Annotated in this window: 26 protein-coding genes; 24 read left to right on the plus strand and 2 right to left on the minus strand. The window is 53.7% G+C overall.

Annotated elements, in window-relative coordinates; translation table 11 throughout:
* Nucleotides 1-35: 35 nt before the first annotated feature.
* From KE531_16150 to KE531_16190, 9 genes are all read left to right on the plus strand, one after another.
* The gene (locus tag KE531_16150; GenBank protein ID MBR9955124.1) at nucleotides 36-482 is read left to right on the plus strand and encodes a sigma-70 family RNA polymerase sigma factor; all 447 of its coding nucleotides are present in this window, start codon (nucleotides 36-38) and stop codon (nucleotides 480-482) included.
* 135 nt (nucleotides 483-617) lie between these two features.
* Nucleotides 618-2,129 carry a recombinase family protein gene (locus KE531_16155; GenBank protein MBR9955125.1) on the plus strand — a complete coding sequence of 504 codons (1,512 nt, stop codon included), beginning with the start codon at nucleotides 618-620 and terminating at the stop codon, nucleotides 2,127-2,129.
* Between the two features lie 69 nt (nucleotides 2,130-2,198).
* A complete protein-coding gene (argC, locus tag KE531_16160; protein ID MBR9955126.1) occupies nucleotides 2,199-3,155 on the plus strand; it encodes an N-acetyl-gamma-glutamyl-phosphate reductase in 957 nt (318 codons plus the stop codon).
* Nucleotides 3,152-4,360, plus strand: coding sequence for a bifunctional glutamate N-acetyltransferase/amino-acid acetyltransferase ArgJ (argJ, locus tag KE531_16165; protein MBR9955127.1), 1,209 nt, complete (start codon nucleotides 3,152-3,154; stop codon nucleotides 4,358-4,360). The genes argC and argJ overlap by 4 nt, the downstream gene beginning before the upstream one ends.
* Entirely contained in the window at nucleotides 4,357-5,226 is an 870-nt protein-coding gene (gene argB / locus KE531_16170) for an acetylglutamate kinase (GenBank protein MBR9955128.1), read from the plus strand. Before argJ ends, argB begins: the two co-directional genes overlap by 4 nt.
* Before the next feature lie 15 nt (nucleotides 5,227-5,241).
* Complete coding sequence (locus KE531_16175; GenBank protein MBR9955129.1) at nucleotides 5,242-6,426, plus strand: aspartate aminotransferase family protein; 1,185 nt, start codon at nucleotides 5,242-5,244, stop codon at nucleotides 6,424-6,426.
* Nucleotides 6,423-7,328: an ornithine carbamoyltransferase gene (argF, locus tag KE531_16180; protein ID MBR9955130.1), complete on the plus strand. Its 906-nt coding sequence runs from the start codon at nucleotides 6,423-6,425 to the stop codon at nucleotides 7,326-7,328. Before KE531_16175 ends, argF begins: the two co-directional genes overlap by 4 nt.
* Nucleotides 7,329-7,371: 43 nt before the next feature.
* Nucleotides 7,372-7,725 (plus strand): sigma-70 family RNA polymerase sigma factor, encoded by a 354-nt coding sequence (locus KE531_16185; GenBank protein ID MBR9955131.1) that lies wholly within the window; start codon nucleotides 7,372-7,374, stop codon nucleotides 7,723-7,725.
* A gap of 138 nt (nucleotides 7,726-7,863) precedes the next feature.
* On the plus strand, nucleotides 7,864-8,718 hold the full coding sequence (locus KE531_16190) for a sugar phosphate isomerase/epimerase (protein ID MBR9955132.1): 855 nt from the start codon (nucleotides 7,864-7,866) through the stop codon (nucleotides 8,716-8,718).
* A gap of 72 nt (nucleotides 8,719-8,790) precedes the next feature.
* On the opposite strand, the gene KE531_16195 is transcribed toward KE531_16190, so the two are convergent.
* Nucleotides 8,791-9,747: a pectin esterase gene (locus KE531_16195; GenBank protein MBR9955133.1), complete on the minus strand. Its 957-nt coding sequence runs from the start codon at nucleotides 9,745-9,747 to the stop codon at nucleotides 8,791-8,793.
* A gap of 146 nt (nucleotides 9,748-9,893) precedes the next feature.
* On the opposite strand from KE531_16195, the gene KE531_16200 reads away from it, so the two are divergent.
* From KE531_16200 to KE531_16250, 11 genes are all read left to right on the plus strand, one after another.
* Complete coding sequence (locus KE531_16200; GenBank protein MBR9955134.1) at nucleotides 9,894-10,481, plus strand: hypothetical protein; 588 nt, start codon at nucleotides 9,894-9,896, stop codon at nucleotides 10,479-10,481.
* A 97-nt stretch (nucleotides 10,482-10,578) separates the two neighbouring features.
* The gene (locus tag KE531_16205; GenBank protein ID MBR9955135.1) at nucleotides 10,579-11,634 is read left to right on the plus strand and encodes a sugar ABC transporter permease; all 1,056 of its coding nucleotides are present in this window, start codon (nucleotides 10,579-10,581) and stop codon (nucleotides 11,632-11,634) included.
* Nucleotides 11,635-11,642: 8 nt separating this feature from the next.
* Nucleotides 11,643-12,533, plus strand: a complete 891-nt coding sequence (locus tag KE531_16210) for a carbohydrate ABC transporter permease (protein MBR9955136.1) — start codon at nucleotides 11,643-11,645, stop codon at nucleotides 12,531-12,533.
* Between the two features lie 30 nt (nucleotides 12,534-12,563).
* A complete protein-coding gene (locus tag KE531_16215; protein MBR9955137.1) occupies nucleotides 12,564-14,750 on the plus strand; it encodes a hypothetical protein in 2,187 nt (728 codons plus the stop codon).
* A 107-nt stretch (nucleotides 14,751-14,857) separates the two neighbouring features.
* Nucleotides 14,858-15,448, plus strand: a complete 591-nt coding sequence (locus KE531_16220; protein MBR9955138.1) for a hypothetical protein — start codon at nucleotides 14,858-14,860, stop codon at nucleotides 15,446-15,448.
* Entirely contained in the window at nucleotides 15,445-15,936 is a 492-nt protein-coding gene (locus tag KE531_16225) for a hypothetical protein (protein MBR9955139.1), read from the plus strand. The genes KE531_16220 and KE531_16225 overlap by 4 nt, the downstream gene beginning before the upstream one ends.
* 12 nt (nucleotides 15,937-15,948) lie before the next feature.
* Nucleotides 15,949-17,031: a sn-glycerol-3-phosphate ABC transporter ATP-binding protein UgpC gene (ugpC, locus tag KE531_16230; protein ID MBR9955140.1), complete on the plus strand. Its 1,083-nt coding sequence runs from the start codon at nucleotides 15,949-15,951 to the stop codon at nucleotides 17,029-17,031.
* A gap of 2 nt (nucleotides 17,032-17,033) precedes the next feature.
* Nucleotides 17,034-17,606: a hypothetical protein gene (locus KE531_16235; GenBank protein MBR9955141.1), complete on the plus strand. Its 573-nt coding sequence runs from the start codon at nucleotides 17,034-17,036 to the stop codon at nucleotides 17,604-17,606.
* Nucleotides 17,607-17,627: 21 nt separating this feature from the next.
* The gene (locus KE531_16240; protein ID MBR9955142.1) at nucleotides 17,628-18,266 is read left to right on the plus strand and encodes a hypothetical protein; all 639 of its coding nucleotides are present in this window, start codon (nucleotides 17,628-17,630) and stop codon (nucleotides 18,264-18,266) included.
* Nucleotides 18,267-18,270: 4 nt separating this feature from the next.
* A complete protein-coding gene (locus tag KE531_16245) occupies nucleotides 18,271-19,836 on the plus strand; it encodes a glycoside hydrolase family 28 protein (GenBank protein MBR9955143.1) in 1,566 nt (521 codons plus the stop codon).
* Between the two features lie 2 nt (nucleotides 19,837-19,838).
* Nucleotides 19,839-20,963 carry a glycoside hydrolase family 88 protein gene (locus tag KE531_16250; GenBank protein ID MBR9955144.1) on the plus strand — a complete coding sequence of 375 codons (1,125 nt, stop codon included), beginning with the start codon at nucleotides 19,839-19,841 and terminating at the stop codon, nucleotides 20,961-20,963.
* Between the two features lie 12 nt (nucleotides 20,964-20,975).
* Here the strand turns inward: KE531_16250 and KE531_16255 are convergent, their stop codons facing one another.
* Nucleotides 20,976-21,764: an AraC family transcriptional regulator gene (locus KE531_16255; protein MBR9955145.1), complete on the minus strand. Its 789-nt coding sequence runs from the start codon at nucleotides 21,762-21,764 to the stop codon at nucleotides 20,976-20,978.
* A gap of 179 nt (nucleotides 21,765-21,943) precedes the next feature.
* Between KE531_16255 and ugpC (KE531_16260) the strand changes: the two genes are divergently transcribed.
* The 4 genes from ugpC (KE531_16260) to KE531_16275 are packed head-to-tail and all read left to right on the plus strand — an operon-like array spanning nucleotide 21,944 to nucleotide 25,497.
* On the plus strand, nucleotides 21,944-23,023 hold the full coding sequence (gene ugpC / locus KE531_16260; protein MBR9955146.1) for a sn-glycerol-3-phosphate ABC transporter ATP-binding protein UgpC: 1,080 nt from the start codon (nucleotides 21,944-21,946) through the stop codon (nucleotides 23,021-23,023).
* Between the two features lie 41 nt (nucleotides 23,024-23,064).
* Nucleotides 23,065-23,907, plus strand: a complete 843-nt coding sequence (gene kduI, locus KE531_16265; GenBank protein MBR9955147.1) for a 5-dehydro-4-deoxy-D-glucuronate isomerase — start codon at nucleotides 23,065-23,067, stop codon at nucleotides 23,905-23,907.
* Nucleotides 23,908-23,920: 13 nt separating this feature from the next.
* Nucleotides 23,921-24,718: a gluconate 5-dehydrogenase gene (locus KE531_16270; GenBank protein MBR9955148.1), complete on the plus strand. Its 798-nt coding sequence runs from the start codon at nucleotides 23,921-23,923 to the stop codon at nucleotides 24,716-24,718.
* Nucleotides 24,718-25,497, plus strand: a complete 780-nt coding sequence (locus KE531_16275) for an alpha/beta hydrolase (protein MBR9955149.1) — start codon at nucleotides 24,718-24,720, stop codon at nucleotides 25,495-25,497. The genes KE531_16270 and KE531_16275 overlap by 1 nt, the downstream gene beginning before the upstream one ends.
* The last annotated feature ends 2 nt before the right edge of the window (nucleotides 25,498-25,499 follow it).

Genomic DNA, 25,499 nt, shown 5'->3' on the forward strand with positions numbered 1-25,499 from the left:
TAAGATAGATTAACGAATGCTTAAGGTGGCTTTCTTTGAAGACTTTTCCACAACCATTAACCGCACGGGAAGAGAGAGAGTACCTGGAACGATACAAAGAGGGTGACCAAGAAGCGAGGGCCATACTGATACAGCGGAACATGCGGCTTGTGGCGCATGTCATCAAAAAGTACCAGGGAACCGACTATGATATGGAAGACCTTTTGTCCGTGGGCACCATCGGCTTAATCAAGGCAGTCAACACGTTCCGGATGGATAAGGGTTCCCGTCTTGCCACCTATGCGGCCAAATGTGTAGAAAATGCTATGCAGACGGAGTGGCCCGCCGCGCGGCGTCTTCGGTTTTTTCAAGGAGGGAAAGCTTTTCAGAAACAGGGCAGGAGAGCAGGTTCAGGCGGCGGATCACGGCGCGGGCATGGATTTCGGCGGCGAGGCGGGAAAGTTCCCGTCTTTTTTCTTCGCTTTCGGGAAAGACAAGGATAATCTGCATACAAAATACCTCGGGGAGTCTCACCTTTATGTATGTGAGGCTCCCTGTCCCATATGCCGGCACCTTCTGTTATTTTTCTGGATGCGGCCGTATAAAATGGGAAGGAAGGGACAAAAAGAGGCGGTTTCTTGAAGCAGATTGTAATCTATTCCAGAAAGTCGAAATTTACGGGAAAGGGAGAGAGCATCGAAAATCAGATTGAAATGTGCCGCCAGTATATCCGGCTCCATTACGGCGTAGAGGCGGCCGATCAGGCAGTTGTCTACGAGGACGAGGGCTTTTCCGGCGGGAACCTGGAGCGGCCCCAGTTTAAAAAGATGATGGAGCAGCTGAAAGAGGGCGCGTTCCAGGCGGTAGTGGTCTACCGGCTGGATCGGATCAGCCGCAACATCGGGGATTTTGCAGGCCTTATCGAGCGCCTCGGAGAGCTTCATGTGGATTTTGTATCCATAAAAGAGCAGTTTGACACGTCTTCGCCCATGGGCCGCGCCATGATGTTCATTTCCTCCGTGTTTTCCCAGCTTGAGCGGGAAACCATTGCGGAGCGAATCCGCGACAACATGCAGGAGCTGGCAAAGACGGGACGGTGGTTGGGCGGTACGACGCCGACCGGCTTTTGCTCGAAAGCCTATGAAACGGTGAATGCGGATGGCAGGACGAAAAAGGCATGCCGCCTGGAGGGGCTCCCGGAGGAACTGGAGATTGTAAAGACGGTCTATCAGGAGTTTCTAAGGACAGGTTCCCTGTCCGGGGCGGAAGCGGCGCTTCTAACGCAGGGAATCCGGACGAAAAACGGCCGCGCCTTTTCCCGGTTCGCGGTGAAGGCCATTCTTTCCAACCCCGTCTATGCAAAGGCTGATGAGGCCGTATGGCAGTATTTTAAGAGCCAGGGGGCCGAGGTTTTTTCGGAGCATGGGGAATTTGACGGGAGGCATGGCGTCATGGCTTATAACCGCTCCCTCCAGAGGCCTGGAAAAGCCCATAGGGAACGGCCGGAGAAGGAATGGATTGTAGCAGTGGGAGGCCATGAAGGGCTGATAGAAGGGGAGACCTGGGTGCGTGTCCAGGAGATGCTTTTAAGGAACGGCAAAAAAAGCTACCGCAGGCCGAAAAGCCATGAGGCCCTGCTTTCGGGATTGTTGTACTGCGGCGGCTGCAAGAGCCGGATGCGGCCCAAGGGCTCCGGGAGGAAACGGGAAGATGGGACAGCGATGTATTCATATTTATGCATAAATAGAGAAAAGAGCCGAGGCGCCCTCTGCCAGATGAAGAATCCGGACGGGAACCGGCTCGATCAGGCGGCGTCCGAAAGTCTTTCCCAGCTTCCCGAGGATGTGGCCGCATTTTGTACTTACCTGGAGACAGAACGGAAGGCCCTATTAAAAGAACAGAGGAAAAGGAAGGCGAAAAAGGACGGAACGCGCGAAGAAAAGGCAGGACGGCAGCCGGAAACCGCGGCGGAGTCCGTTTCGGGAGAGCCCCGGCTTACGGCCGGGGAGCTTTCCTCGTTCCCGTTCGTGTTCCGGCAGATGACGCCGGAGGAGAAGCGGGAGGCTTTTCGGAGCCTTACGGAGCAGGTAATCTGGGACGGGGAAACGGCGCGGATAATTTTAAAGGGAGCGGAACGTGAATATTTATAAAAAGCGCTTGCATATTTATACTTTATATATTATAATTATGCAAAATCAACCACAGGAAAGGAGAGCGGGATGAAACCGAACGTATATATAGACGGCCGGGAAGGGACGACAGGCCTTCAGATCTATGAAAGGCTCCAGGCCAGAGACGATATTGAGCTTCTTTTGATCGAAGAAGAAAAAAGAAAGGATCCGGAGGAGAGAAAGAAGTTTTTGAATGCGGCTGATCTTGTGTTCTTATGCCTTCCCGATGCGGCGGCAAAGGAGGCAGTGGCGCTTTTGGAGAATCCGCACACGCGCGTCATCGACGCGTCCACGGCACACCGTGTGATGCCCGGCTGGAGCTATGGCCTTCCGGAGCTTTCGGGGGCTCATGAAGCGGCCATCAAAAACTCTGCCCGCGTTGCAAACCCCGGCTGCCATGCCACAGGCTTTATCGCGTCCGTCTATCCCCTGACGGCCTCGGGGCTGCTCCCAAAAGAGCTCCCGGTGACAGCATTTTCCCTGACCGGGTATTCCGGCGGCGGAAAGAAGATGATTGCGGAATATGAAGCGGCGGACGTTCCGCCTTTATACGGGACGCCGAGGCTTTACGGCCTTAATTTAAAGCATAAACACCTGGCCGAGATGAAGGCGGTCTGCGGTCTGGAAAATCCGCCGGTTTTCTGCCCGGTGGTGGATGACTATTACGCGGGAATGGCCGTCACGGTCATGCTTTCCAACAGCCAGCTGAAAGGGACGCCGTCGGCCAAGGACATCTGGGAGTGCCTGGCGGCCCATTATGAGGGAAAGAAACTGATAAATGTCCATCCCTTCGGATACGAAGAGCCGATGATTGCGGCGGGCACCATGGAGGGAAAGGACAATTTAAAACTGATTGTAAACGGCCATGAAAACCAGACCATTATTACGGCACTGTTTGACAACCTGGGGAAAGGGGCGTCAGGAGCAGCCGTCCAGAACATGAATTTGATGCTCGGCTTTGACGAAACAGCCGGCTTAACCATCGGGGAGGGAGTAAATCCATGAGAGAATGTGAAGGCGGTGTCTGCGCGGCGGCCGGCTTTCAGGCCGGGGCCGTCCTTAGCGGTATCAAAAAAGGAAGAGAGAAAGAGGATGTGGCCGTGATCGTTTCGGACTGCCTCTGTGCGGCGGCCGGTGTCTACACGACGAACCGCGTGAAGGCGGCGCCGGTCTTGTTTACACGGATGGCTTTAAAGGGCGGTACGGCCAGAGCCATCATCGCAAATTCGGGAAACGCCAACGCCTGTGCGCCGGACGGCATGGAAAACGCCGTGCGGGAAGCGAAGGCGGCGGCGGCCGTCCTGGGAATTCCGGCAGAGCAGGTGCTTGTGGCCTCGACGGGCGTCATCGGCCAGAGGCTTCCGGTGGAATGCATTGAGACGGCGCTCCCAGGCATCACTTTATCTTACGACGGAAGCGGGGCAGCAGCCAGAGCCATCATGACGACGGACACGAAGGAGAAGACGGCGGCCGTCCAGTTTACGGCCGGAGGGAAGACCTGCCGTCTTGGCGGGATCTGCAAGGGCTCCGGCATGATCCATCCCAACATGGGAACCATGCTGGCCTTCATTACGACGGACTGCGCCATCGCCCAGCCGCTTTTGAGCAAGGCCCTCAAAAAGACCGTAAAGCGGACGTTCAACCGGGTGACAGTGGACGGGGACACGTCCACCAACGACATGTGCCTGGTTCTTGCAAACGGCATGGCAGGAAACACGGAGATTGCCGAAGAGAATGAAGACTATGAGAGCTTCCTTCAGGCGCTTCACTTCGTCATGGAAACGCTGGCAAAGAAAATTGCGGCCGACGGCGAAGGGGCGGAACGGCTCATGACCTGCACCGTTTCCGGAGCCAGGGACGAGGACACGGCAGAGGCACTCGCACGGGCGGTCTGCGGCTCCAGCCTCGTGAAGGCGGCCATGTTCGGCGGCGACGCCAACTGGGGACGCGTGCTCTGCGCCATGGGGTATTCAGGCGCGGAATTTGATACGGAAGAGGTGGAAGTGGAGTTTTCCTCTTCCAAGGGAACGGTTCTCGTCTGCCGCGACGGAAAAGGCGTGGATTTTTCCGAGGAGCTGGCGGCTAAAATCTTAAAAGAGGACTCGGTGGAGATTCTTGTGACGCTAAAAGAAGGAGCTGGGACGGCCTCCTGCTGGGGCTGTGACCTGACTTATGAATATGTAAAAATCAATGGGGAGTATCGGACATGACAAATTTGAATCCGGAAATCAGAGCCGGTATCCTGGTGGAGGCGCTTCCTTACATCCAGGAATATGCCGGGAAAATCATTGTGGTAAAATACGGCGGCAACGCCATGATCAATGAAGAATTAAAGCAGGCGGTGATCCGCGACATCGTCCTTTTAAATCTCGTCGGTGTCCGCGTGGTGCTTGTCCACGGCGGCGGCCCGGAGATTTCGGAGCTTTTAAAGAAGACGGGAAAGGAATCGAAGTTCGTCAAGGGCCTGCGCTACACGGACGAGGAAGTCATGGACGCCGTTCAGATGGTGCTCTGCGGCAAGGTCAATAAAAACCTCGTGGGGCTTTTGGATAAGGCAGGCGGTAAAGGCGTCGGCTTATCCGGCATGGACGGCGGCCTGTTCCAGGCAGTGCGGCTTACGGATCCTGACGGCACGGATTACGGATATGTGGGAGACATCGTAAAGGTCAACGAAAAAATCGTCCTGGATCTTTTAGAAAAGGGCTATATCCCGGTGGTGTCATCGGTGGCCGCAGGTCTCGACGACGACACCAATTACAACATCAACGCCGACACGGCAGCAGAGAAGCTGGCCGTGGCGCTGAGGGCGAAGAAGTTGATTCTCCTTACGGATGTCCGCGGGCTTATGCGGGACCCGAAGGACGACAGCACGCTGATCCCGAAATTAAAGGTATCCGAGGTGCCTGCGTTAATCCGGGAGGGCGTCATCACCGGCGGCATGATCCCGAAGGTGGACTGCTGCGTGGAAGCCGTAAGGCAGGGCGTAGAGCGCGCCAACATCCAGGACGGCCGCGTGCCCCACTCGATTTTAATCGAGCTTCTGAGCCAGGACGGCGTCGGGACGATGTTTTGTTAGGAGGGAAAGAGAAACATGACAGCCAAAGAGATCATGGAAAAGGACAGTCAATTTCTGATGCATACCTACGGCCGCTTCGAGGTTGTCCTCGATCACGGGGAAGGTGCGGCACTGTGGGATGTGAACGGGAAAAAATATATTGATATGAACTCCGGCATCGGCGTAAGCTGCCTGGGGCATAATAACGAGGCGCTGCTTTCTGCCATCGGGGAGCAGGCGAAAAAGCTGATTCACGTATCGAATCTTTACTATACGGAGCCGATGACGGAGGCGGCGGAGCTTCTTATAAAGGCGGCCGGGATGGAGCGGGTCTTCTTTGCAAATTCCGGCGCCGAGGCCAACGAGGGAGCCATCAAGCTTGCGAGAAAGTATGCCCATGACAAATACGGGGATAAAAGAAGCGGTATTGTGACGTTAAAGCAGTCCTTCCATGGGCGGACAATCACCACCTTAAAGGCCACGGGGCAGGAGAAATTCCATCAGCATTTCTTCCCGTTTACGGAGGGCTTTGTCTATGCGGAGGCGGGAAACCTTGAGGACGTGAAAGCGAAGGCGAAGGACGGCTGCTGCGCCGTGCTTTTGGAGATGATTCAGGGCGAGGGCGGCGTCCTGCCGTTAGATCCGGAGTTTGTAAAGGGCGTGGAGGCCTTCTGTAAGGAAGAGGATCTTCTTCTTATCGTCGACGAAGTGCAGACCGGCATCGGCCGCACCGGAACCATGTTCTGCTTTGAGCAGTACGGGATCCATCCGAATGTGGTGACGGCGGCGAAGGGACTTGGCGGCGGCCTGCCCATCGGGGCTGTCCTGGCAGATGCGTCCTGCGCGGATGTTTTAGGGCCGGGGAGCCACGGTTCCACCTTCGGCGCGAACCCACTCTGCTGTGCGGCCGCGAAAGCCGTGCTTACGGAGGTGAACCGGCCGGAATTCCTGGCAGCCGTGAAGGAAAAAGGCGAGTACATCAAAGCGGCCGTTAAGGCCATGAATTCCCCGCTTGTGAAAGACGTCCGCGGCATGGGGCTTATGATTGGAATCGCCGTGCCGGAGTCCGAGAGAGGGCGTCTTGTGGGAGAAATGATTGAGAAAGGCGTGCTGGTTTTGACAGCCGGCGCAGATACCATACGGCTTCTTCCGCCGCTTGTGATTACAAAGGAAGAGATTGACGAGGCATTGGGAGTGATGAAGGAGGTACTTGCAAAATGAAGCATCTTTTAAAGCTTTTGGATCTGTCATCGGAGGAGCTGATCTCGCTTCTTGACCTGGCAGACCAGTTAAAATATGAGCAGAAGCATGGGATCCCCCACAGGCATTTGGCGGGAAAGACCCTGGCCATGATTTTTGAGAAGGCATCGACACGCACCCGCGTTTCCTTTGAAACGGGCATGTACCAGCTTGGCGGCCATGCGCTGTTCCTTTCGGCAAAGGAGATGCAGATCGGCCGCGGCGAGCCGGTACAGGATACGGCCCGCGTTCTGTCCCGCTATGTGGACGGGATCATGATCCGCACCTTCCGTCAGGAGGAAGTGGAAGATCTGGCAAAATACGGTTCGATCCCCGTCATTAACGGGCTCACGGATTTCTGCCATCCCTGTCAGGTACTGGCAGACCTGATGACGGTCCGGGAGAAGTTTGGCTCCTTTAAGGGATTAAAGCTCTGCTACATCGGCGACGGGAACAACATGGCAAACTCCCTGATTGTCGGCGGCTTAAAGGCCGGGATGCAGGTGGCATGCGCGTCTCCCAAGGGGTACCAGCCGGATCCGGCAGTTCTCGAGTTTGCAGCGGGCATGGAGGGCTTTGAACTTTATGAGGATCCGAAGGAAGCCGTAAAGGGCGCTGACGTGGTCGTCACCGACACCTGGGCCTCCATGGGACAGGAGGAAGAAAAAGCTGTGCGTGCCAAGGCGTTCCAGGGATATCAGGTCAATCACGATCTGATGGCGCTTGCGGCACCGGGCGCCATTGTGCTTCACTGCCTTCCGGCGTACCGCGGGCAGGAGATCACCGACGAGACGTTTGAAGAGCATGCTGCGGAAATTTTTGAGGAGGCGGAGAACCGGCTCCATGTCCAGAAAGCCGTCATGGTGCGGCTCATGAAGGGATAAAGACGGAAAAAGCCGTTTTGTATGGATAGCAAATGAAATCCTGATGCTGTTTCGGGCGGGGAAAAAATATTCCAAGGATGTGTCGATCTATGAGCCCATCGGGACGGATAAGGACGGGGAGACCGTAAGCCTCGTGGACGTTCTGGAGGTGGACGAAAAGGAGGCCCTGGACAGCATTATTTTAAAGCAGGATATCCAGATGCTGTATGAGGTGTATGAAAGGGATTTAAAGGACACGGAAAAGACGGTTCTCCGGATGCGGTACGGTCTTCTGGGCTCGAAGGAATACACCCAGAGGGAGATTGCCGCAAAGCTCGGGATCTCCCGCTCCTATGTGAGCCGCATCGAAAAACGGGCCGTGGAGAAGATACGGGCAGAGTTTGAAAAACATGGATGAAGAAAACAGGGATAAGCAGGGATGCCGGCCGGGGTAAGAGGCCGGAGGGGCTGCGGATCCCTGTTTTTGTTTGCAATCCCCCACAAAATATAGTAATATCTAATATAGAAGAAACCAATCCCAAAACAGGAGGATACTATGCAGTTAGGAATCAGATTACACGATGTCAATACAGACTTGGCTCCGGAGTTTCAGACCCTTGAGAGCCGGGCAGAGAAAGCAGGAGAGGAGGGCTTTTCCTGTGTACATCTGGCGTTTTCCAAGGTGATGAAAGGGATCACCTTCGACGCCTGCGCCTTAAACGAAGGCCTGGCCAGATACACAAAGCGGGTGCTTGATAAAAACGGCCTGGATCTGGCCGTTTTAGGATGTTACTTAAACCTGGCCCATCCCGACCCGGAAAAGCTTAAGGAGATCCAGGGGAAATACTATGCCCATCTGCGGCTGGCTTCCCTGATGGACGCCTGCGTCATGGGGACAGAGACAGGAGCGCCGAACCCGGAGTACAAGCTGGATGCCAACACCCACACCGAAGAGGCGCTTGAGACGTTCATCCGCGGCCTGGAGCCGGTGGTGGAGTGTGCGGAACACTACGGCGTCACCATGGCCATCGAGCCGGTCTGGAACCACATTGTCTACAACGCGGACCGGGCGCTCCAGGTGTTAAAATCCATCGGGAGCCATAACCTGCGGATCATCCTGGATCCGGTGAACCTTCTGTATCCGGGAAATGTGGACGAGAAAGAGGCCGTCTTCGGCGACGCCATGGAAAAGCTGGCTGACTACATCGCCGTTGTCCACTTAAAGGATTATGTGGTGGAGGACGGGAAAATGAAGAGCATTGCCGCCGGAACCGGAGACATGGATTATAAGGAGATCCTGCGGTTCATGAAGGCGAGAAAGCCCTACATCTATGCCACACTGGAAAACACCGTAAACAGCAACGCGGAGAGCTCCAGGGAATTTTTGGAGAAGCTTTACGCCGAACTGTAAGTCCGCCATACTTGTACATACGGCAAAAAACGGCCGGGGCATGTTTCCGATCATGTCTCCGGCCGCCTGTCATTATTCCGAAAGGGTTCTGGCCCATTTCACCCGCCCGTCTATGGCAGGGCGTTCATAAAACCTGGCTGTCTTGTCCCGCTCCGTATCGTTCCACTTGTCAAAGCCAAGGGGCGAGATGTGGGCTTCATAGGTGCAGCCGTCGAACACGCAGAGCCCAAAGTCCCGCCAGGGGCGCGCAAGGAAGATACTTCCCGGCTCGACGCCGTCTTCCATGGTGAAGCGGCAGTTCTTAAAAAGAAAGCCCTTTTCCTGGCTTAAAGCATGGGCCGGGGCAGCCACATAGCCGCAGTTCCTCGCGTCCTTTAAAGAACGCAGCTCACAATTTTCAAAGACGGCCTCGCCGCAGCCGAAGATAAAATCGACGGTGCCCTCGATCAGGCAGTCAAGAAACGTCTGCCGGCACATGATGTCTTTCCTTAAAGGATCCGAAAGGAAGCCGTCGTAGCGCTCGATGAGATCTTTGGGAAGCGGCCCCAAAAACAGCGTATCCTGGGTGGAAGAGAGGGTGCAGCGTTCCATCCGGAAATTGTCCCCGTAAACGGTCAAAGCCACTTCCTGCCCCTTGGTTTCCGGCGTCAGGGAATCGTTGATGATGGACAAATCCGTCATGGTAATATGGTCGGCGCAGACCGCCATGGTCCAGGTGCGGAACGTGTTGTACTCGACGCCCTTTTCATCCAGCTTGTTTGCGTAGTCGTCCCAGAGGATCCTGGTCTTTGAGGCGCCGGCTCCGCGGATCGTAAGATTCGGCGTCCGGATCATGGTTTTTATGCGGTAATCGCCCTCTGCCAGCTCGATCACGCTCCCCGGCTGGACAGAATCGAACACGTCCTGAAGATTTTCGTTTGGAAAAACCAGCATGAAATTGGTACCTCCTGATGTGAATTGTATGATAAGCGGCTCATGGCCGCAAAAAAGCCGGAAAACTCCGGACGGTGTGATTATAACAGCATGCATATTAAAAGGAAAGGCTGCATGCCAAATAAATCCGTTTTGTGCATAAAGCGAACACCTTTACCCATGTACGGTGAAAACATCGTCATTTATAATAAAACCAGTTTGACAAACACAGTCTTATTCATCATTTTATCCAAAGGAACCCTATGAAAAAACAGCGAACTTTCCAGGAATACCGTACCATGGACCTGGCTCTTTTTGGGCTTATGCTGGCGGTATTTGAGTTTATTATCATAAAGGTATCAAACAGCAGTTTCTTTTACGACCAGCCCTTTACCGTATCCCTGGCAGGAGCCCTGACGGCGATTGTCTATATGCGGTGGGGCGCGTGGGGCGGCTTTGAGGCGGCCCTGGCAGGTTTTATTTACTGCTTCTTTTCCGGAGCCACGGTCAACCAGTTCATGATTTATATCGCGGGGAACCTGTTTTCCCTGCCGGCCGTCCTTCTTTTGGAAAAGCTTGGCTATGAGCGTGTCCGGAACGCCCAGTGGTACCTGGCGTTTCCGCTTCTCGTGATTCTCCTGATGCAGGCGGGACGAGCTGTTGTGGCGCTTCTTCTCGGGGCAGCGCCCACCGGGATCCTGGGATTTTTCACGACGGATGCCCTGTCAGACCTGTTCACCGTGCTGATCGTCTGGATCACGAAACGTCTGGACGGGATTTATGAAAACCAGAAGCACTATCTTCTCCGTGTCCATAAGGAAGAAAAGGAGAAGAGAGGGCAGTCCTATTAAATATGAAAGTAAATGGGGAGCTGGCAGATGCCTTCGCCCCAATACCTGGCAGAGATCGGGGGAGGTCTTTGCAGATACATAAAAAGGAGGCAATGTTATGAAAGTAAAGGCGGCGGATTTTCTTATCTATGACAAGGAAACGGGAACCTATCGGGAAAATCCGGAACAGGCCGTCCGTGATGACGTAGAGAAACACTATTGGCTTCACGTCGGCCGCACCATTGCAAAAGACTGGCGACTGTACCTGATGCTGGTACCGATGCTGCTGGTATTCTTGTTCTGGCGCTACTTCCCGATGTACGAGCTGCTCGGATGCTTTAAGGTATCGGACAGCGTACTTCCCGTATCGGAACAGCTCTTTTCCGGCTTTTCCTATTTTAAGCGTCTTCTGATCGGCGGCGACAGCCTGTCCGTCGAGTTCTGGAGAGCAATGCGGAACACCTTCCTTCTGAGCTTCTACGGGCTCCTGTTCGGCTTCCCGATGCCGATTGTCCTGGCGCTGTTCTTCAACGAGATCCGTTCCAACGGCGCAAGAAGCGTTTACCAGGTGCTTACCTACCTGCCGAAGTTCATGTCGACGGTCGTTATGACCTCCCTTGTGACGATGCTTGTAAAGCAGGGCTCCCTGACATCCAACATGGGTATCGTGAGCCAGGCGCTTGCAAGCCTCGGGCTGATCTCTCAGGATGTGGCAAACGCAGGCCTTTTGAACAACCCGGTATTCTTCCGTTCCATCTACCAGATCAGCGGCATCTGGGAGAGCGCAGGCTATGACAGCATCGTATTCTTCGCTGCGATCATCGCCATCTCGCCCACCAGCTATGAGGCCGCACAGATCGACGGCGCTGACAAATGGGCGCAGATGCGGTATGTGGTGCTCCCCAGTATCCTGTCCACAATCGTAATCATGCTGATTACCCGTATCGGTTCCCTTTTGAACATCGGATACGAGAAGGTATTGCTTCTGTACAACGCCAATACGTATGTAACGGCTGATGTGGTTTCCACCTTTGCAAGCCGGAACGGTCTTGGAACCGGCGCCGGTACCGGCATAGCGGCGGCGGCCGAGATGATGAATAACGTCATCGGTATGCTGCTTGTCATCGGAGCCAATACCATAGCGCGGAAAGCGTCTAACACATCGCTGTATTAGGAGGCGTTATGAAAAGAAAGCTAGAAATTTCCGAATTGATTTTTAAAATTATCAGCTACACACTGCTGACGGTGTTTGCCCTCTGCTGCCTGTACCCGTTCGTATATGCGGTATCCGCCTCCATAAGCGGAAGGGCGGCAGTGGACTACGGCGAGGTTGTCCTTTTTCCGAAGGATATCCAGTTTGACGCCTTCAAGAGAATGTTCAATGACAACATTTTCTGGAATTCCTATTCCAACACCTTGTTTTTAACCCTTTACGGAACCATCTGGGCCATGGGCGTGGCAATCCTCGGCGCATACGCGCTTTCCAAAAAGAGGCTTTTGTTCCGGAAGACCTTCAACTTTTTCCTGGTCTTCACCATGTGGTTCTCGGCAGGTATCGTTCCCCAGTACCTGAACTACCTGGCGACCAAGGCCGTGTTTAATTCCGTAGGTATCATGGACGACAAGTGGCTTGTTGTCATTGCCATGGGTATGGCGGCCATGAACATCATCCTTTTAAGGAACGCCTTTGAGGGCGTGCCCTCAGAGATCGAGGAGGCGGCCATCGTTGACGGCGCCACCGAGTTCCAGGTATTAAGCAAAGTGTACATTCCAATGAGCAAGTCGACCATTGCGACCGTGGCGCTGTTCTTCGCAATTTCCCGCTGGAACGGCTACTTCTGGGCGCGGCAGATGATCTCCAACACAAACGAGCATCCGCTTCAGGTATTCATCCGGCTGAAACTGGAACAGTACACAGACCCCGAGCAAATGGCAGGCTGGAATGAGATCTATTCTTCAGACTCCGTGATCTACGCGCTGATCGTATGTTCCATCATTCCGATCCTGATCATTTATCCTTTCATCCAGAAGTACTTTGCAAAAGGTACCAACGTCGGCGGTGTAAAGGAATAATAAAACGTCTTTCAAAAAAGGAGGAGACATATGAAAAAAAGAGCTTTAACGGCCCTTCTTCTGGCAGCTTCCATGACAGGAACGCTGGCAGGCTGCGGCCCCAAGGTTGTTGTTTCTGACGGAGGCGGAAGCACATCGGCTGCTGCTTCTGAAACAACTGCATCTTCTGACGGGACATCCACAGAGACGTCCGCTGCTGCGGAAGAAACCACAGGAGACCTGTCCTTTGCACAGGGAACCGTGCTTCGCATGGCAACTGGTTACAACAGTTCCAAGACAGGCCTGTTCTTCGACGCAGAGACGGCCGGCGAGGGCATTACCCTTGCAGACGGCAATACCTACAACGCAGGCGACTTAAAGCCAACCTGGGTTGAGGTGGAGAAAGAGCTTGGCATGGTATTTGAGGACAAGTACCAGGGCAACAGCGCAACAAAGGAATTTGAATACTGGAAAGAGCAGCTTGACCAGGTAGACATGGTAAGCGGTACGGCTTTAACCCTTACCGAGTACGGCGAGGCCGGAAGCCTTGTGAACATCGGTGAGTATCTGGATCAGATGCCGAACTTCAAGGCTTACCTTGAAAAGAACCCGATTGTCCGCCTGTCCATCACCGGAAACACCGACACAGGCGCCATCTACTTCAGCCCCTACTTTGGCGGTGTAAACGACATCGAGCGTATGCCGCTTATGCGTACCGACTGGGTACAGAAGCTTCTGGACGGCGAAGGCGAGTTCACCGCAGATGCCAGCAAAGAACTGGCAGCCGCTGTTTATGAGCCCTACATGCCGACATCCGGCAAGGTGGAGATTGACGTTGTGACCGAGGACGGCACGGCAGTTGAGACCATCACAAAGGATTACGACACCGCAGGCAACATCGTTGAGAAGATGAATGCTGCCGGCACCATCGACGGCGTAACGGCTGTCAACATGCTGCGTCAGTACATCGACGAGGCATACAACGGATACTACGGCACGAACCGTTCCAACCTGTACATCGGACAGAACGCTGCATGGGATGCTGACGAGTTAGTCGCCCTGCTTCGCTGCGTTGTTTCCAACCCGCAGACCTTAAACGGCACCGATTCCGTACAGGGCCTGTTCTCCCGTGAGGACGACAACAACCAGCGCCGTGTGGATATGTTCCGCTTCACCGGCACACTGTTCGGCGTAAGAGGTCTTGAGTCCCGTCAGGATTACCTGTATGTGGATGCGGACGGCAGCTTAAAGGATGCACGTCAGCAGGTTGCCACCTATGAGGCACTTGACCGCATGCACGCAATGGTACAGGAAGGTCTGATCTCCGAGGCATATGTAAACGCTTCCGCAGAGAGCTCCTCTACATACCTGGAGAACGACATGGGCTTCATGCACTATGACTACAACCAGACACAGACCATCTTAAACAACACGAAGCTTCAGGAAGGCGAGAAGTACATGGCAGTCATGGTTCCGGTTGCCCGCTGGTATGACGGAACAAGCGATGACGGCGTTTACATGCGGTTTACCGAGTCCTGGAGATCTGTTAAGACAGACGGATGGGCCATCTCCAAGGCAGGTGTCGGCGACGATCAGGATAAGCTCAACGCAGCATTAAGCCTCATCGACTTTGCTTACACCGATAAGGGTATGATCCTTATGAGCTATGGCCCGGATGCTTTCATCAAGACAAACGACGACGGAAGCTATGTAACCTTCAACTTCAACGGCGAAGAAATGCCGGTAATCGCAGACGCTACCTACGAGGAGCTCTGGGATAAGGCACAGGGCAACTACACCAACTACGCACGCTACTACCTTGGCTCCACTCTTTCCTTCGCAAAGAGCCAGGCCTTCGAGTATCAGTGTACAAGTGAGGTAGGAAAAGAGGGCGCAGGCCACATTTCCAACGCCATCGCTCTCGGCACCATCAAACACGTAGAGCTGGCTGTTGCCGACAACAGCTGGTACACCTCCACTCCGACCGTTCTTCCGAACACGAAGAGTGAGAACGACATGATCAGCGGCTACACAGACCTTACCAACAAGTTCTCCCAGAACAAGGACGGCGACAACATGCTGGTAAACATCATCGTAAACGGCTACACCGAAGAAGGTATGTCCAATGCTGAGGAAGCAGCAGCGGCAGTTGCTGATACCATGAACGGCAAGCAGTACATCACCTTAAAGAACGATGCTTGGAATCGTCTTGTAACCTACTATCAGTCTTTACAGTAACCTGCTGACATCAGATTTCATGAATTATAAAAAAAGTTATCAGACCGTTTCCCTGCCCGGAGCTTTCCGGGCGGGGCAGGCGGTTTCAATGGAACGGGGAGGTCATCATGTATAAAAAGCAGTTGACTGCACAAAAAATCATTTGCCTTGCGGCGATCATCGTCAGTGCGGTGGTGTTCATATATTCACTCGGCATCATGACCGACCTGTATGATACCCTGTACAGCACCATGAGAAATACCAATGACCCGACGCAGACGGATGTGCCGGGCTCTATCGTCTACTACAATATGCAGGGTTTTAACGGTGCATTTTTGAATGCGAGCATCGGTCTGCTTCTGCTGTCATTGCTTCTTATCATTACAAACACCAATGTGCGCCGGAAATACTACATCGGCAATTACGTTTCCGTCGGCCTGTTTGCGGCCGCAAGCGTGGCGATTACCGTGTGGGCGCATGGGCAGATCGAAGCCTATAAGGCACAGTTTTTACAGGTGGATTTTGAGGCACTGAAGGAGCATGCGGAAATGTGGAATACGGCATATACCGAATCTACCTTCTGGTTTGACGTGCATTATCTGATTTTCGGCCTGCTGCTTCTTGTGGCGGCAGCGTTAATTGCAAACGTATTCTGGAAACGAAAACTGATGAAAGAGGAACAGGACCTGATCCGTCAGGGAAAGGAGGCAACGGCATGACTAACGAAGATCGCATGATACAGCGGGACAGAATGAGATTCGTAAAGAACAAGCTTTCTGCGAACCTGGCTATTCTTGCTATTGTCTTTAATGTGTTCTACTTTGTTAATATTTATAGATCCGATGTGGGCTCCTACTATTATACAATTATCATCGGCGCCGACATCGTGTACAACCTGCTTTTCATGCTGGCAGCGTTTCTGGCATCGGAAGGCGTAAAGAACTACAAGATCAATTATTCCTGGCTCCTGATTGTTATCGGAATCCTTCAGATCGCAAGGATTTTTATCATTCCGATGAGGGCCCATGGGGCCACGGCCACCATCGGCGGCGTGGAGACCATCGTCATGGGAGACGGGCAGTTCTATAAGCTTGTAATTTATCTGGTTCTCTCGGCCGTATGTCTTGTGGCGGCCGGAGTCATCAACTATAACAAATGCCGGGCCCTGGAGGAGCATATGAAGACCCTCGAGGGAACGGCCGCATAAGGAGGCAGCGAAATGGCACAGCTGAGCTTACAGCATATCGACAAGATATACGACAACAACGTCCAGGCTGTATTCGACTTCAACCTGGATGTCAAGGACGGCGAGCTCATCGTCTTGGTGGGGCCTTCCGGATGCGGAAAATCGACGACACTGCGTATGGTGGCCGGTCTTGAGGACATCTCAGCCGGCAAGCTGATCCTGGACGGAAAGGACATTACGCAGACGCCTGCAAAGGACCGCGATATGGCCATGGTATTCCAGAGCTATGCGCTCTACGGCCATATGACCATCTACGAGAACATGGCATTTTCTCTGACACTCAGAAGAGAAGATCCCAATGTCATCCATAAAAAAGTGCTGGCAGCCGCAGAGATTCTGGGCCTTACAAGCCAGTTAAACAAAAAGCCGGCGCAGCTTTCCGGCGGACAGCGCCAGAGGGTTGCCATGGGACGTTCCATCGTAAGGAATCCCAAGGTTTTCCTGTTTGATGAGCCGTTATCCAACCTGGATGCCAAGCTCCGCGGGGCGACAAGGCGTGAGATCTTGCTGCTCCACAAGCGGCTTCAGGCGACGATGCTCTACGTTACCCACGACCAGACCGAGGCCCTGACCTTGGCGGACCGCATCGTCTGCATGTCCATGGGCCATGTTCAGCAGGTGGGAACGCCTCTTGAGCTTTACGACAGCCCGGCCAACATCTTCGTCGCAAGCTTTATCGGCCTTCCGCCGATGAATTTCTTCGACGTGAAGGTGGGAGACGGAGAGCTTCTCGGCGAGAACTTTAAGGTTTCCATAACGGCCGAGGAAAAAGATCTTTTAAAGAGCTATGCAGGTAAGGAAATTGTTCTTGGTGTCCGTCCCGAGGACATCGCCGAGGGAGCCGGCATCCCGGTTACGGTATTCTCCAACGAGAATCTGGGCATGAATACGCTGGTTCACGGCCATATCGGCGGCGTAAGGAAGCCGAGCATGAAGGTTTCCGCCAAGTTAAAAGGATGGGCAGATCACAAGGCCGGCGACACCGTGCAGCTTGTGTTCAACAGGAAGCACTTCTTTGATAAAGAGACGACCAACGCCATAAGGAAGGGGAATTGATCATGGATAAGAAGAAAAGTGGTTTCGGGGCAGTCGTGAAAGAAATCTGCCGTAAATTCCTGGTTTCTTTAAAGCGCAGGCCGCACATGATCCCCATGGCTGTCATGGTGATCGCTTTCCTGGAGTATTCCCTGCACCTGACGGTGATTTCCAATACGACGGCCAAGATCCAGGGCGCAGGCATGGGCCTCTGCGGATTCGCAACCATGCTGTTTTCCATGCTGTCCCTGGTGTGCTTCAACAACGCATACCCGCACAGAAAGCCGGTCAACCGGCCCATGTGGGTTCTGATGTTTGTGATGGTAGGCATCGTGATCTTTGCTGACGTCACCTACTTAAATGCGATTTACTACGCGATTTCGAGACCGGACAACCCGATTGCGGTGACGATGTCCACGATCTACATCGCTTACGCGGAGTATTACCTTCGCACCCATATTATGATTCTTGCGGCAGGCGCCGTATTGACGCTTTTGCTTCCGGTTTACTCCAAGTGGATCCGAAAGATCAAGACCTCGGTTGAGGTGGAGGACAACGGCAACCTCGGAGCCATTGATATTTCCGGGGAGAACTAATCGGAAGAAACAGGAGGAAGTATGAGTAAAAAACGACAGAAGCCAGTCGAGGAGAAAAAGAGCACCGCGGAGTACTACAAGCTCCATAAAAAAGCCGTGGAGGATCTTGTGAGCGCGGACGAGTCCAACTCCCCGAAGGTTTCTGAAGCGGAGTTACGCAAGTACCGTTCCGGAACCAGGAAGTTCAAATTTGCGCCATGGTTCAAAGTGGTGTTTGTCAAGTTCTGGTTCCCGGCGGCCGTGTGCTTCTTCTTCATTTGGGGGCTCAGCGCGTATGTTTCCAATATGCTGGATCTTCTGGCTGCCACGGGCATTGCCCTCGGCATGGTGACAGATCTGCTGACGAATAATGTTTTGCGGTTTTTTGAGTCAAAAGAGGGGGAAAACAGCCGCTTTATGATGTTTCCAAAGAAGGGGTATCTTTCTTTCCCTCTCAATATCCTGTATTCCTGGGTGGTATTATTTCTCGTATTTACCTTGTACAACGTGATCAATGGGGCTATCGTAGCCGTCACGCAGGTGACGGATCAGGTTCCGCTGGGCGTGGAGCCGATCCTGTTCGGCCTGTTTTATCTTGGCTTTGATACCCTGCTGATAGAGGCAAAGCATCTGTTGAAGCGCATTGTTTCAGATGCGGTTAAAACGACGAAAAGAGGTTAATGAAATGAATTTACTGTATCTCGGATCGACTTCGGTCTGCCTGGAGCTGGAAAATCATAATCCCTATTATTCAGCCGAAGAATACGGTGTGAGCCTGGATGGAGCAAAGCTTTATTCTGCCAATACCAATGTGTTTTCTGTTTTTGATTTAAAGCCGGATACGGAATACCAGGTAAAGGTATCCATGGCTTCCGGCAGTGAAGAGACGGTTTCCTTCCGCACGAAGACGGAAACCTGCTGTGTAAACGTAAAAGATTTCGGAGCCGCAGGCGACGGCGTCCATGAGGACACCGCGGCGATCCAGACGGCCATCAACATGCTCCCGGAAGGCGGACGGCTGTATTTCCCGGAGGGGACGTACCGGACGCTTCCGCTGACTTTAAAGAGCCATACGACTCTTGATCTTTCGGAAAACGCCGTGCTTCAGGCCATTCCCGACAGGGATCGGTACCCGATTATCCCGGCCTTTACGGTGGATCCGGTGACGGAAAAAGAAGTTCCATTTGCCGGCTTTGAGGGGCTTGAGATTCCCTGCTACCAGTCATTCCTTCACGCCTCCTACGCGGAGGACATTGCCGTTGTGGGAAAAGGAACCATCAACGGCGGCGGAAAGGAAGGCGGCTGGTGGGTGGACTTTAAGAGTTTCCCGGCAGCCAGGGGCCGCATGGTTTTCGTGAACCGCTGCAAGGACGTGACGCTTCATGGGATCACCATCGAGAACAGCCCGTCCTGGAACCTGCATCCGTATTTTTCCGAGAACTTTTCCGTGTATGGCTGCACGGTGCGCGCGCCGAAGGACAGCCCCAACACGGATGCCATTGACCCGGAAAGCTGTGACGGCGTCAACATCATCGGCTGCCTGCTGACGGTGGGAGACGACTGCATCGCCGTCAAGTCCGGAAAAATCGACATGGCAAAGAAATATAAAACTCCGGCCGATCACCATGTGATCCGCAACTGCCTGATGCAGTTCGGCCACGGCGCCGTGACGTTGGGAAGCGAGCTGGCTGCCGGGATCCGGAACCTGAGCGTGACCCAGTGCTACTTTGAAGGCACCGACCGCGGACTTCGTATCAAGAGCCGCCGCGGAAGAGGAAAGGACAGCGTGATTACCAACGTGCTGTTTGACAACATCCGCATGGATGGGGTGCTGACGCCTCTCGTGGTAAACATGTGGTACAACTGCGTGGATCCCGACCGCTACACCGAATACGTTTGGTCGAGGGAAAAGCTTCCGGTGGATGACAGGACGCCGTCCATGGGTTCCCTGGCCTTTAAGAACATGGAATGCACCAACGCGGAGGTGGCTGCCTGCTACATCGACGGACTTCCGGAAAGCCCCGTGGAGGCTGTGACGCTTGAGAATATCCATATTTCCTTTGCAGAGGACGCAAAGCCTGGAAAGCCGTCCATGAAAAATTTCGCAGAGGACTGCTGCAAAATGGGTCTGTACCTCGATAACGTAAAGCAGATCCGCATCAAAAACGTAACTTTAGACGGCGTCGTGGGAGAGAAGCTCATTGTCGATCACTGCGACAGCCTGGAAACGGAAGGTTTCGATGGGGAGTAAGAATGGATTATAAGAAGATTGATTCCTATGTACTGCGCCTGATCGAAGAGTCGACGCCGGAGCGCACCGCGTGGAACCTGGAGAAAATCCGGGACGGGAAGCCGGCCGACTGGAACTACATCGACGGATGCATGATTACGGCCCTTCTTGAGATCGCAGAGATCACCGGCGATAAGCGGTATTTCGATTTCGCAGAGATGTTCATCGACCATTTTGTAAAGGAAGACGGAAGCATCCTGACCTTCAAGCCGGAAAAATACAATCTGGACGATATTAACGAAGGGCGCGTCCTCTTTGAACTTTATAAGAAGACGGGAAAAGAAAAATACAGAAAGGCCGCTGATTTCCTGCGCGGCCAGCTGGAAAAACAGCCGCGGACACCGGAGGGGAATTTCTGGCACAAGGCCATTTATCCCAACCAGGTATGGCTCGACGGGATTTATATGGCACAGCCGTTCCTTTCCATGTACGAGATGAATTTCGGAAGCGGCGACTGTAAGGATACGGTGAGCCAGATTAGAAACGTGCGGGAAAAGATGCGCGATGCGGCTACCGGCCTTTACTATCATGGCTATGATGCCTCGAAAACGATTTTCTGGGCAGATAAGGAGACAGGGCGTTCCAAAAACTTCTGGCTCCGCTCTATCGGATGGTTTTCCGTGGCCCTTGCCGACCTGCTGGAAATTGTCCCGGAGGGAGACGAAAGAGAAGAACTGACGGGAATCTTTAAGGAACTGATGGAGAGCCTCAAAAACTTTTCCGACGAAGAAACCGGCCTCTACTGGCAGGTGGTTGACCAGCCGAAACGGGAGGGCAATTACCTGGAGACAAGCGGCAGCAGCATGATCGCCTATGCCATGCTAAAGGGCAGCCGTCTCGGTGTCCTGGAAAAAGAGTATGCGGCTCTTGGCGCAAAGACCTTCCACGGCATCGCAGACAAGTACCTGTCCTTTACGGACGGAAACTTAAATCTTGGCGGCATCTGCCTGGTAGCAGGTTTAGGCCCTGAAAACAATACCCGCAGGGACGGTTCCTACGAGTATTATATTTCAGAGCCTGTTGTGGAGAACGACGCCAAGGGAGTCGCCCCGTTTATTCTGGCTTATACGGAGATCATGAGGCTTTAGGAAGAGCCCGGATCAGCCTTCCGTCTCCTGCATCATGATTTTCATGCTGTCGGAATCGCTGGCATAGACAGGAGAGGCAGAGGCATAAAAGCTTGGGGAGACCCCGTACTTTTTCTTAAAAAGGCGCGAAAAATAAAGCGGCTCCTTAAAACCGCAGATATGTGCGATTTCAGAGACATTGTTGCCCTGGGAGTTCCTGAGCCAGTCGGCGGCGGAGCGGAGCCGCAGTTCCGTTAAGTATTTATGGGGCGTGACGCCCAGCTCCTTTTTGAACAGCTTGATTAAATAGTCGTAGCTGAAAGGAAGCGTATGGAGATATTCGGCAAGATCGTAGTTGTAATTCGGGTAGTTATGGATAATCTGGGCTTCGATCTGCTGGACAATCTCGTTCTTGACCTGTGAGGGCTGTGAAAGCTCGGCGTAGGTCACGATCAGGTTTCCAAAGGCCTGAAGAAGGGAGGTCCTGGAATCCGGGTCGACGGAATAAAAATAAAAGGCGGAATTGAAGATGGGTTCCATGCTTTTATTCTCGTCCTTTGTGATAAGGAGGGGTTCCCGGTTCGTCAGGGAACAGTCGGACAGATTCAGGTGAATGTTTGTAAAGCCCTCTTCGCTGGCGTTTGTGTGGGCCATCATCGGCGGGATAATGGCGATGTCATCGGCATGGTACGTCATGGTACAGTGATCGAAGATCAGCTGCCCGGTACCGCTGGTACAGTAAATAACCTCCCAGTGGGAATGGGCGTGTCTTGAAACAGCAAGCGTCAGTGCATGCTTTCCGGCGTAAACAATATTATTCATACTTTCTCTCTTCCCTCTGTATTGTTTCGAATAGGGTATAACTTAAATGTAACAAAAAATTTCGATTTTGTCCATATGTTGAATGGACAAATTTGCAGATGCTTCCATTCTGTGCACGGAAATCTGGGAAATTCCCGGCACAGAAGGAGGAAAACAGGAATGTGTAAGGAGGCATAAAGATGTCATACCTGGCTCTGAAAAAAATCAACAAAATTTATCCCAATGGTTTTCACGCCGTCCATGATTTCAACCTGGAAATCGAAAAAGGGGAGTTTATCGTCTTTGTAGGCCCTTCGGGATGCGGAAAATCGACGACGCTGCGGATGATCGCGGGGCTTGAGGATATCTCCAACGGCGACTTCCTGATCAATGACAAGCGGGCCAATGAGATGGGGCCCCGGGAACGCGAGGTAGCCATGGTTTTCCAGAGCTATGCTCTTTATCCTCAGATGACCGTATATGACAACATCGCGTTCGGCTTAACGCTTCAGGGCGTCGACGAGGACGTGATTGACGCGAAGGTCAAAAAGACGGCGCAGATTTTAGGCCTGACCGACTATCTTGACCGTCTGCCGAGAGCTCTTTCCGGCGGCCAGCGCCAGAGGGTTGCCATTGGCCGCGCCCTGATCCGGAAGGTGGGCATCTTCCTCATGGACGAGCCGCTTTCCAACCTGGACGCCAAGCAGCGTGTCACCATGCGTTCCGAAATCGCCCAGATCCACAGGGAGACCGGGGCGACTACCATCTACGTGACCCACGATCAGACGGAGGCCATGACCCTGGCTGACCGCATCGTCGTCATGAAGGACGGCTATGTCCAGCAGACGGGAACGCCGTATGAGCTGTATTTCAATCCTGCCAACGTGTTCGTGGCCGGGTTCATCGGCGAGCCGCCCATGAACTTCGTAAACGGCACGGTAAAGGGCGGAAAGCTCATGTTCGGAAACATTGAGCTGGATCTCTCCCATAAGCTCGGTGCAAAGACGGCCGAGTGGGAAGGAAAGAAGATTGTCTTCGGCTTCCGGCCGGAGTCCATCGTCCTCGGCGAACAGGAGAACGCCTACCAGGTGACGGCCCTCGTGGAACTGACGGAGATGCTCGGCGACAACGCCAACGTCTACATCGACGTGGAGAACGAGAAGGCCATCTTAAAGGTCGATCCTCACGACACGCCGGAGGTGGACAGCACGATCCGGTTCTCGATCCCCTATGAGAATATGTACCTTTTCGACGGGGAGACGGAGCTTGTGATTAAATAATTAGGTACCTATCAAAATTCACATAAATAAAGGAGATTCATATGGACATTCGTTATTCTGCAAACCCGAAGGATGTCGAGCGATATACAACCGAAGAGCTCCGCAAAGAGTTCCTGATTACAGACCTCTATGTGGCGGACACTGTTCAGGCGACCTACTCCCACGTGGACCGCATGGTCGTCATGGGAATCATGCCGGTTTCCGAGAAGGTATCCATCAGCAAGGGCATTGACGTCTGGGCAAACTTCGGTACGGAGTATTTCCTCGAGAGAAGAGAGGCCGGCATTTTTAACCTGGGCGGCAAGGGCTATATCGAGGCCGACGGGGAGAAGTATGAGCTGGGCTACGAGGACTGCCTGTACATTTCCAAGGGCGTAAAAGAGGTGTATTTCGAAAGCGCGGATCCGGAGAACCCGGCAAAATTCTATCTGGCTTCCACACCGGCCCACAAGGCCTGCAAGACGACGCTTTTAACCTACGAGCAGGCAAACCACCGCTTCCTGGGAAGCGACGAGAACTGCAACAAGAGAACCTTGAACCAGTTCATCCATCCGGACGTGCTGGAGACCTGCCAGCTCTCCATGGGCATGACGCAGCTTGCGGCAGGCAGCGTATGGAATTCCATGCCGTGCCATACCCATGAGCGCAGGATGGAGGTTTATACCTACTTTGAGATTCCGGAGGACAACGTGGTCATGCATTTCATGGGCAAGCCGGATCAGACGAGAAACCTTGTCATGAAGAATTTTGACGCCGTGATTTCCCCGTCCTGGTCCATCCACTGCGGCTGCGGCACTTCCAACTACACGTTTATCTGGGCCATGGGCGGCGAGAACCAGGCCTTTGACGACATGGACAACTTAAAACCGACGGAACTGAAATAGGAGGTTTCTGATTATGGATATGAACGCTTTCAGACTTGACGGAAAGCTTGCGCTTGTGACCGGCGGCGCAAACGGAATCGGCTTTGCCATCGGCTCCGCACTCGGAAGCGCCGGCGCGAAGGTGGTTTTCAACAGCACCAACGCTGAGCACATCGAAAAGGCCGAGGCGGCCTATAAAGAGATCGGCATCGACGCAAAGGGCTATGTCTGCGACGTGACCGACGAAGAGAAAATTAAGGAGATGGTGGCGGCCATCCGCGAGGAGCTTGGCATCATCGACATTTTGGTAAACAATGCCGGGATCATCAAGAGAATCCCGATGCTTGAGATGGACGCGGCCGATTTCCGCCGCGTGATCGACGTGGACTTAAACGCGCCGTTCATTGTCTCCAAGGCAGTCCTTCCGGGCATGATTGAAAAGGGCCACGGAAAGATCATCAACATCTGCTCCATGATGAGCGAGCTGGGCCGCGAGACGGTTTCGGCTTACGCTGCCGCAAAGGGCGGACTGAAGATGCTGACGAGAAACATCTGCGCCGAATTCGGCGAGAAGAATATCCAGTGCAACGGCATTGGGCCGGGATACATTGCGACACCGCAGACGGCTCCTTTAAGAGAGCGTCAGGCAGACGGCAGCCGCCATCCCTTTGATCAGTTCATCGTTGCCAAAACCCCGGCAGGCCGCTGGGGCGAGGTGGAGGATCTGATGGGCCCGGCAGTCTTCCTTGCATCGGATGCATCGAACTTTGTCAACGGCCAGATCCTTTACGTGGATGGAGGCATTCTTGCCTACATCGGAAAGCAGCCGTAATGAAGCAGGTTCAGTTTGAGTCCCTGGGAGCCGAGGTAAAAGGCTATCTCTGGGATGATTATGAGACACTGGCGGCCCACAAGACGCGGCCGGCCATGGTGATCTGTCCCGGCGGCGCCTACCGCTGGCGGTCGCCCAGGGAAAAGGATTCACCGGCATTGGAGTTCCTTTCCATGGGATACCAGGTTTTCGTCCTGGAGTATTCCTGCGGGACGGAGGCGGCCGGCTTTAAGCCTTTAAGGCAGCTTGCCGGAGCTGTGGCTCACCTGCGGGCAAATCATGAAGCCTGGCAGATTGATCCGGAAAAAATCGTGGTTCTCGGCTTTTCGGCCGGCGGCCATCTGGCTGCCAGTCTGGGAGCCTTTTGGAACGATCCGGAGCTTGGGTTTTCTGCCGATGTAAAGCCGGATGCACTTGTGCTCTGTTATCCTGTCATCAGCACCAGGGAATTCGCCCATGAGGAATCGGCCGAGTGGGTTTCCGGGGGCGACGAGAGGATGCGGGAGAAGATGAACCTTCAGGAGCAGGTGACGCCTGCCTTCCCGCCTGTGTTTTTGTGGCACGGCGGAGAGGACACGAGTGTCCCGCCGGAAAACAGCATGATGCTTGCGGCGGCTCTGAGACGAAATAAAGTGCCCTTTGAGTTCCATCTTTTCGGGACGGGTTCCCACGGCATTTCCACCTGCACACAGGAGGTGGAGACGCCGGACGACGTGTGCCGCGCCTGGATCCCCCTCTGCAAGACCTGGCTCAACCGCAGATTTCATTATATGCCGTAAAC

Source organism: Eubacteriaceae bacterium Marseille-Q4139, from assembly GCA_018223415.1.
GTDB lineage: Bacteria > Bacillota > Clostridia > Lachnospirales > Lachnospiraceae > CABSIM01.

What these genes read in the sequence shown, in the direction of transcription:
- argC (MBR9955126.1), top strand. Translation starts at nt 2,199, where the DNA reads ATGAAACCGAACGTATATATAGACGGCCGGGAAGGGACGACAGGCCTT.
- argJ (MBR9955127.1), top strand. Translation starts at nt 3,152, where the DNA reads ATGAGAGAATGTGAAGGCGGTGTCTGCGCGGCGGCCGGCTTTCAGGCC.
- argB (MBR9955128.1), top strand. Translation starts at nt 4,357, where the DNA reads ATGACAAATTTGAATCCGGAAATCAGAGCCGGTATCCTGGTGGAGGCG.
- KE531_16175 (MBR9955129.1), top strand. Translation starts at nt 5,242, where the DNA reads ATGACAGCCAAAGAGATCATGGAAAAGGACAGTCAATTTCTGATGCAT.
- argF (MBR9955130.1), top strand. Translation starts at nt 6,423, where the DNA reads ATGAAGCATCTTTTAAAGCTTTTGGATCTGTCATCGGAGGAGCTGATC.
- KE531_16185 (MBR9955131.1), top strand. Translation starts at nt 7,372, where the DNA reads ATGCTGTTTCGGGCGGGGAAAAAATATTCCAAGGATGTGTCGATCTAT.
- KE531_16190 (MBR9955132.1), top strand. Translation starts at nt 7,864, where the DNA reads ATGCAGTTAGGAATCAGATTACACGATGTCAATACAGACTTGGCTCCG.
- KE531_16195 (MBR9955133.1), bottom strand. Translation starts at nt 9,747, where the DNA reads ATGCATGCTGTTATAATCACACCGTCCGGAGTTTTCCGGCTTTTTTGC.
- KE531_16200 (MBR9955134.1), top strand. Translation starts at nt 9,894, where the DNA reads ATGAAAAAACAGCGAACTTTCCAGGAATACCGTACCATGGACCTGGCT.
- KE531_16205 (MBR9955135.1), top strand. Translation starts at nt 10,579, where the DNA reads ATGAAAGTAAAGGCGGCGGATTTTCTTATCTATGACAAGGAAACGGGA.
- KE531_16210 (MBR9955136.1), top strand. Translation starts at nt 11,643, where the DNA reads ATGAAAAGAAAGCTAGAAATTTCCGAATTGATTTTTAAAATTATCAGC.
- KE531_16215 (MBR9955137.1), top strand. Translation starts at nt 12,564, where the DNA reads ATGAAAAAAAGAGCTTTAACGGCCCTTCTTCTGGCAGCTTCCATGACA.
- KE531_16220 (MBR9955138.1), top strand. Translation starts at nt 14,858, where the DNA reads ATGTATAAAAAGCAGTTGACTGCACAAAAAATCATTTGCCTTGCGGCG.
- KE531_16225 (MBR9955139.1), top strand. Translation starts at nt 15,445, where the DNA reads ATGACTAACGAAGATCGCATGATACAGCGGGACAGAATGAGATTCGTA.
- ugpC (MBR9955140.1), top strand. Translation starts at nt 15,949, where the DNA reads ATGGCACAGCTGAGCTTACAGCATATCGACAAGATATACGACAACAAC.
- KE531_16235 (MBR9955141.1), top strand. Translation starts at nt 17,034, where the DNA reads ATGGATAAGAAGAAAAGTGGTTTCGGGGCAGTCGTGAAAGAAATCTGC.
- KE531_16240 (MBR9955142.1), top strand. Translation starts at nt 17,628, where the DNA reads ATGAGTAAAAAACGACAGAAGCCAGTCGAGGAGAAAAAGAGCACCGCG.
- KE531_16245 (MBR9955143.1), top strand. Translation starts at nt 18,271, where the DNA reads ATGAATTTACTGTATCTCGGATCGACTTCGGTCTGCCTGGAGCTGGAA.
- KE531_16250 (MBR9955144.1), top strand. Translation starts at nt 19,839, where the DNA reads ATGGATTATAAGAAGATTGATTCCTATGTACTGCGCCTGATCGAAGAG.
- KE531_16255 (MBR9955145.1), bottom strand. Translation starts at nt 21,764, where the DNA reads ATGAATAATATTGTTTACGCCGGAAAGCATGCACTGACGCTTGCTGTT.
- ugpC (MBR9955146.1), top strand. Translation starts at nt 21,944, where the DNA reads ATGTCATACCTGGCTCTGAAAAAAATCAACAAAATTTATCCCAATGGT.
- kduI (MBR9955147.1), top strand. Translation starts at nt 23,065, where the DNA reads ATGGACATTCGTTATTCTGCAAACCCGAAGGATGTCGAGCGATATACA.
- KE531_16270 (MBR9955148.1), top strand. Translation starts at nt 23,921, where the DNA reads ATGGATATGAACGCTTTCAGACTTGACGGAAAGCTTGCGCTTGTGACC.
- KE531_16275 (MBR9955149.1), top strand. Translation starts at nt 24,718, where the DNA reads ATGAAGCAGGTTCAGTTTGAGTCCCTGGGAGCCGAGGTAAAAGGCTAT.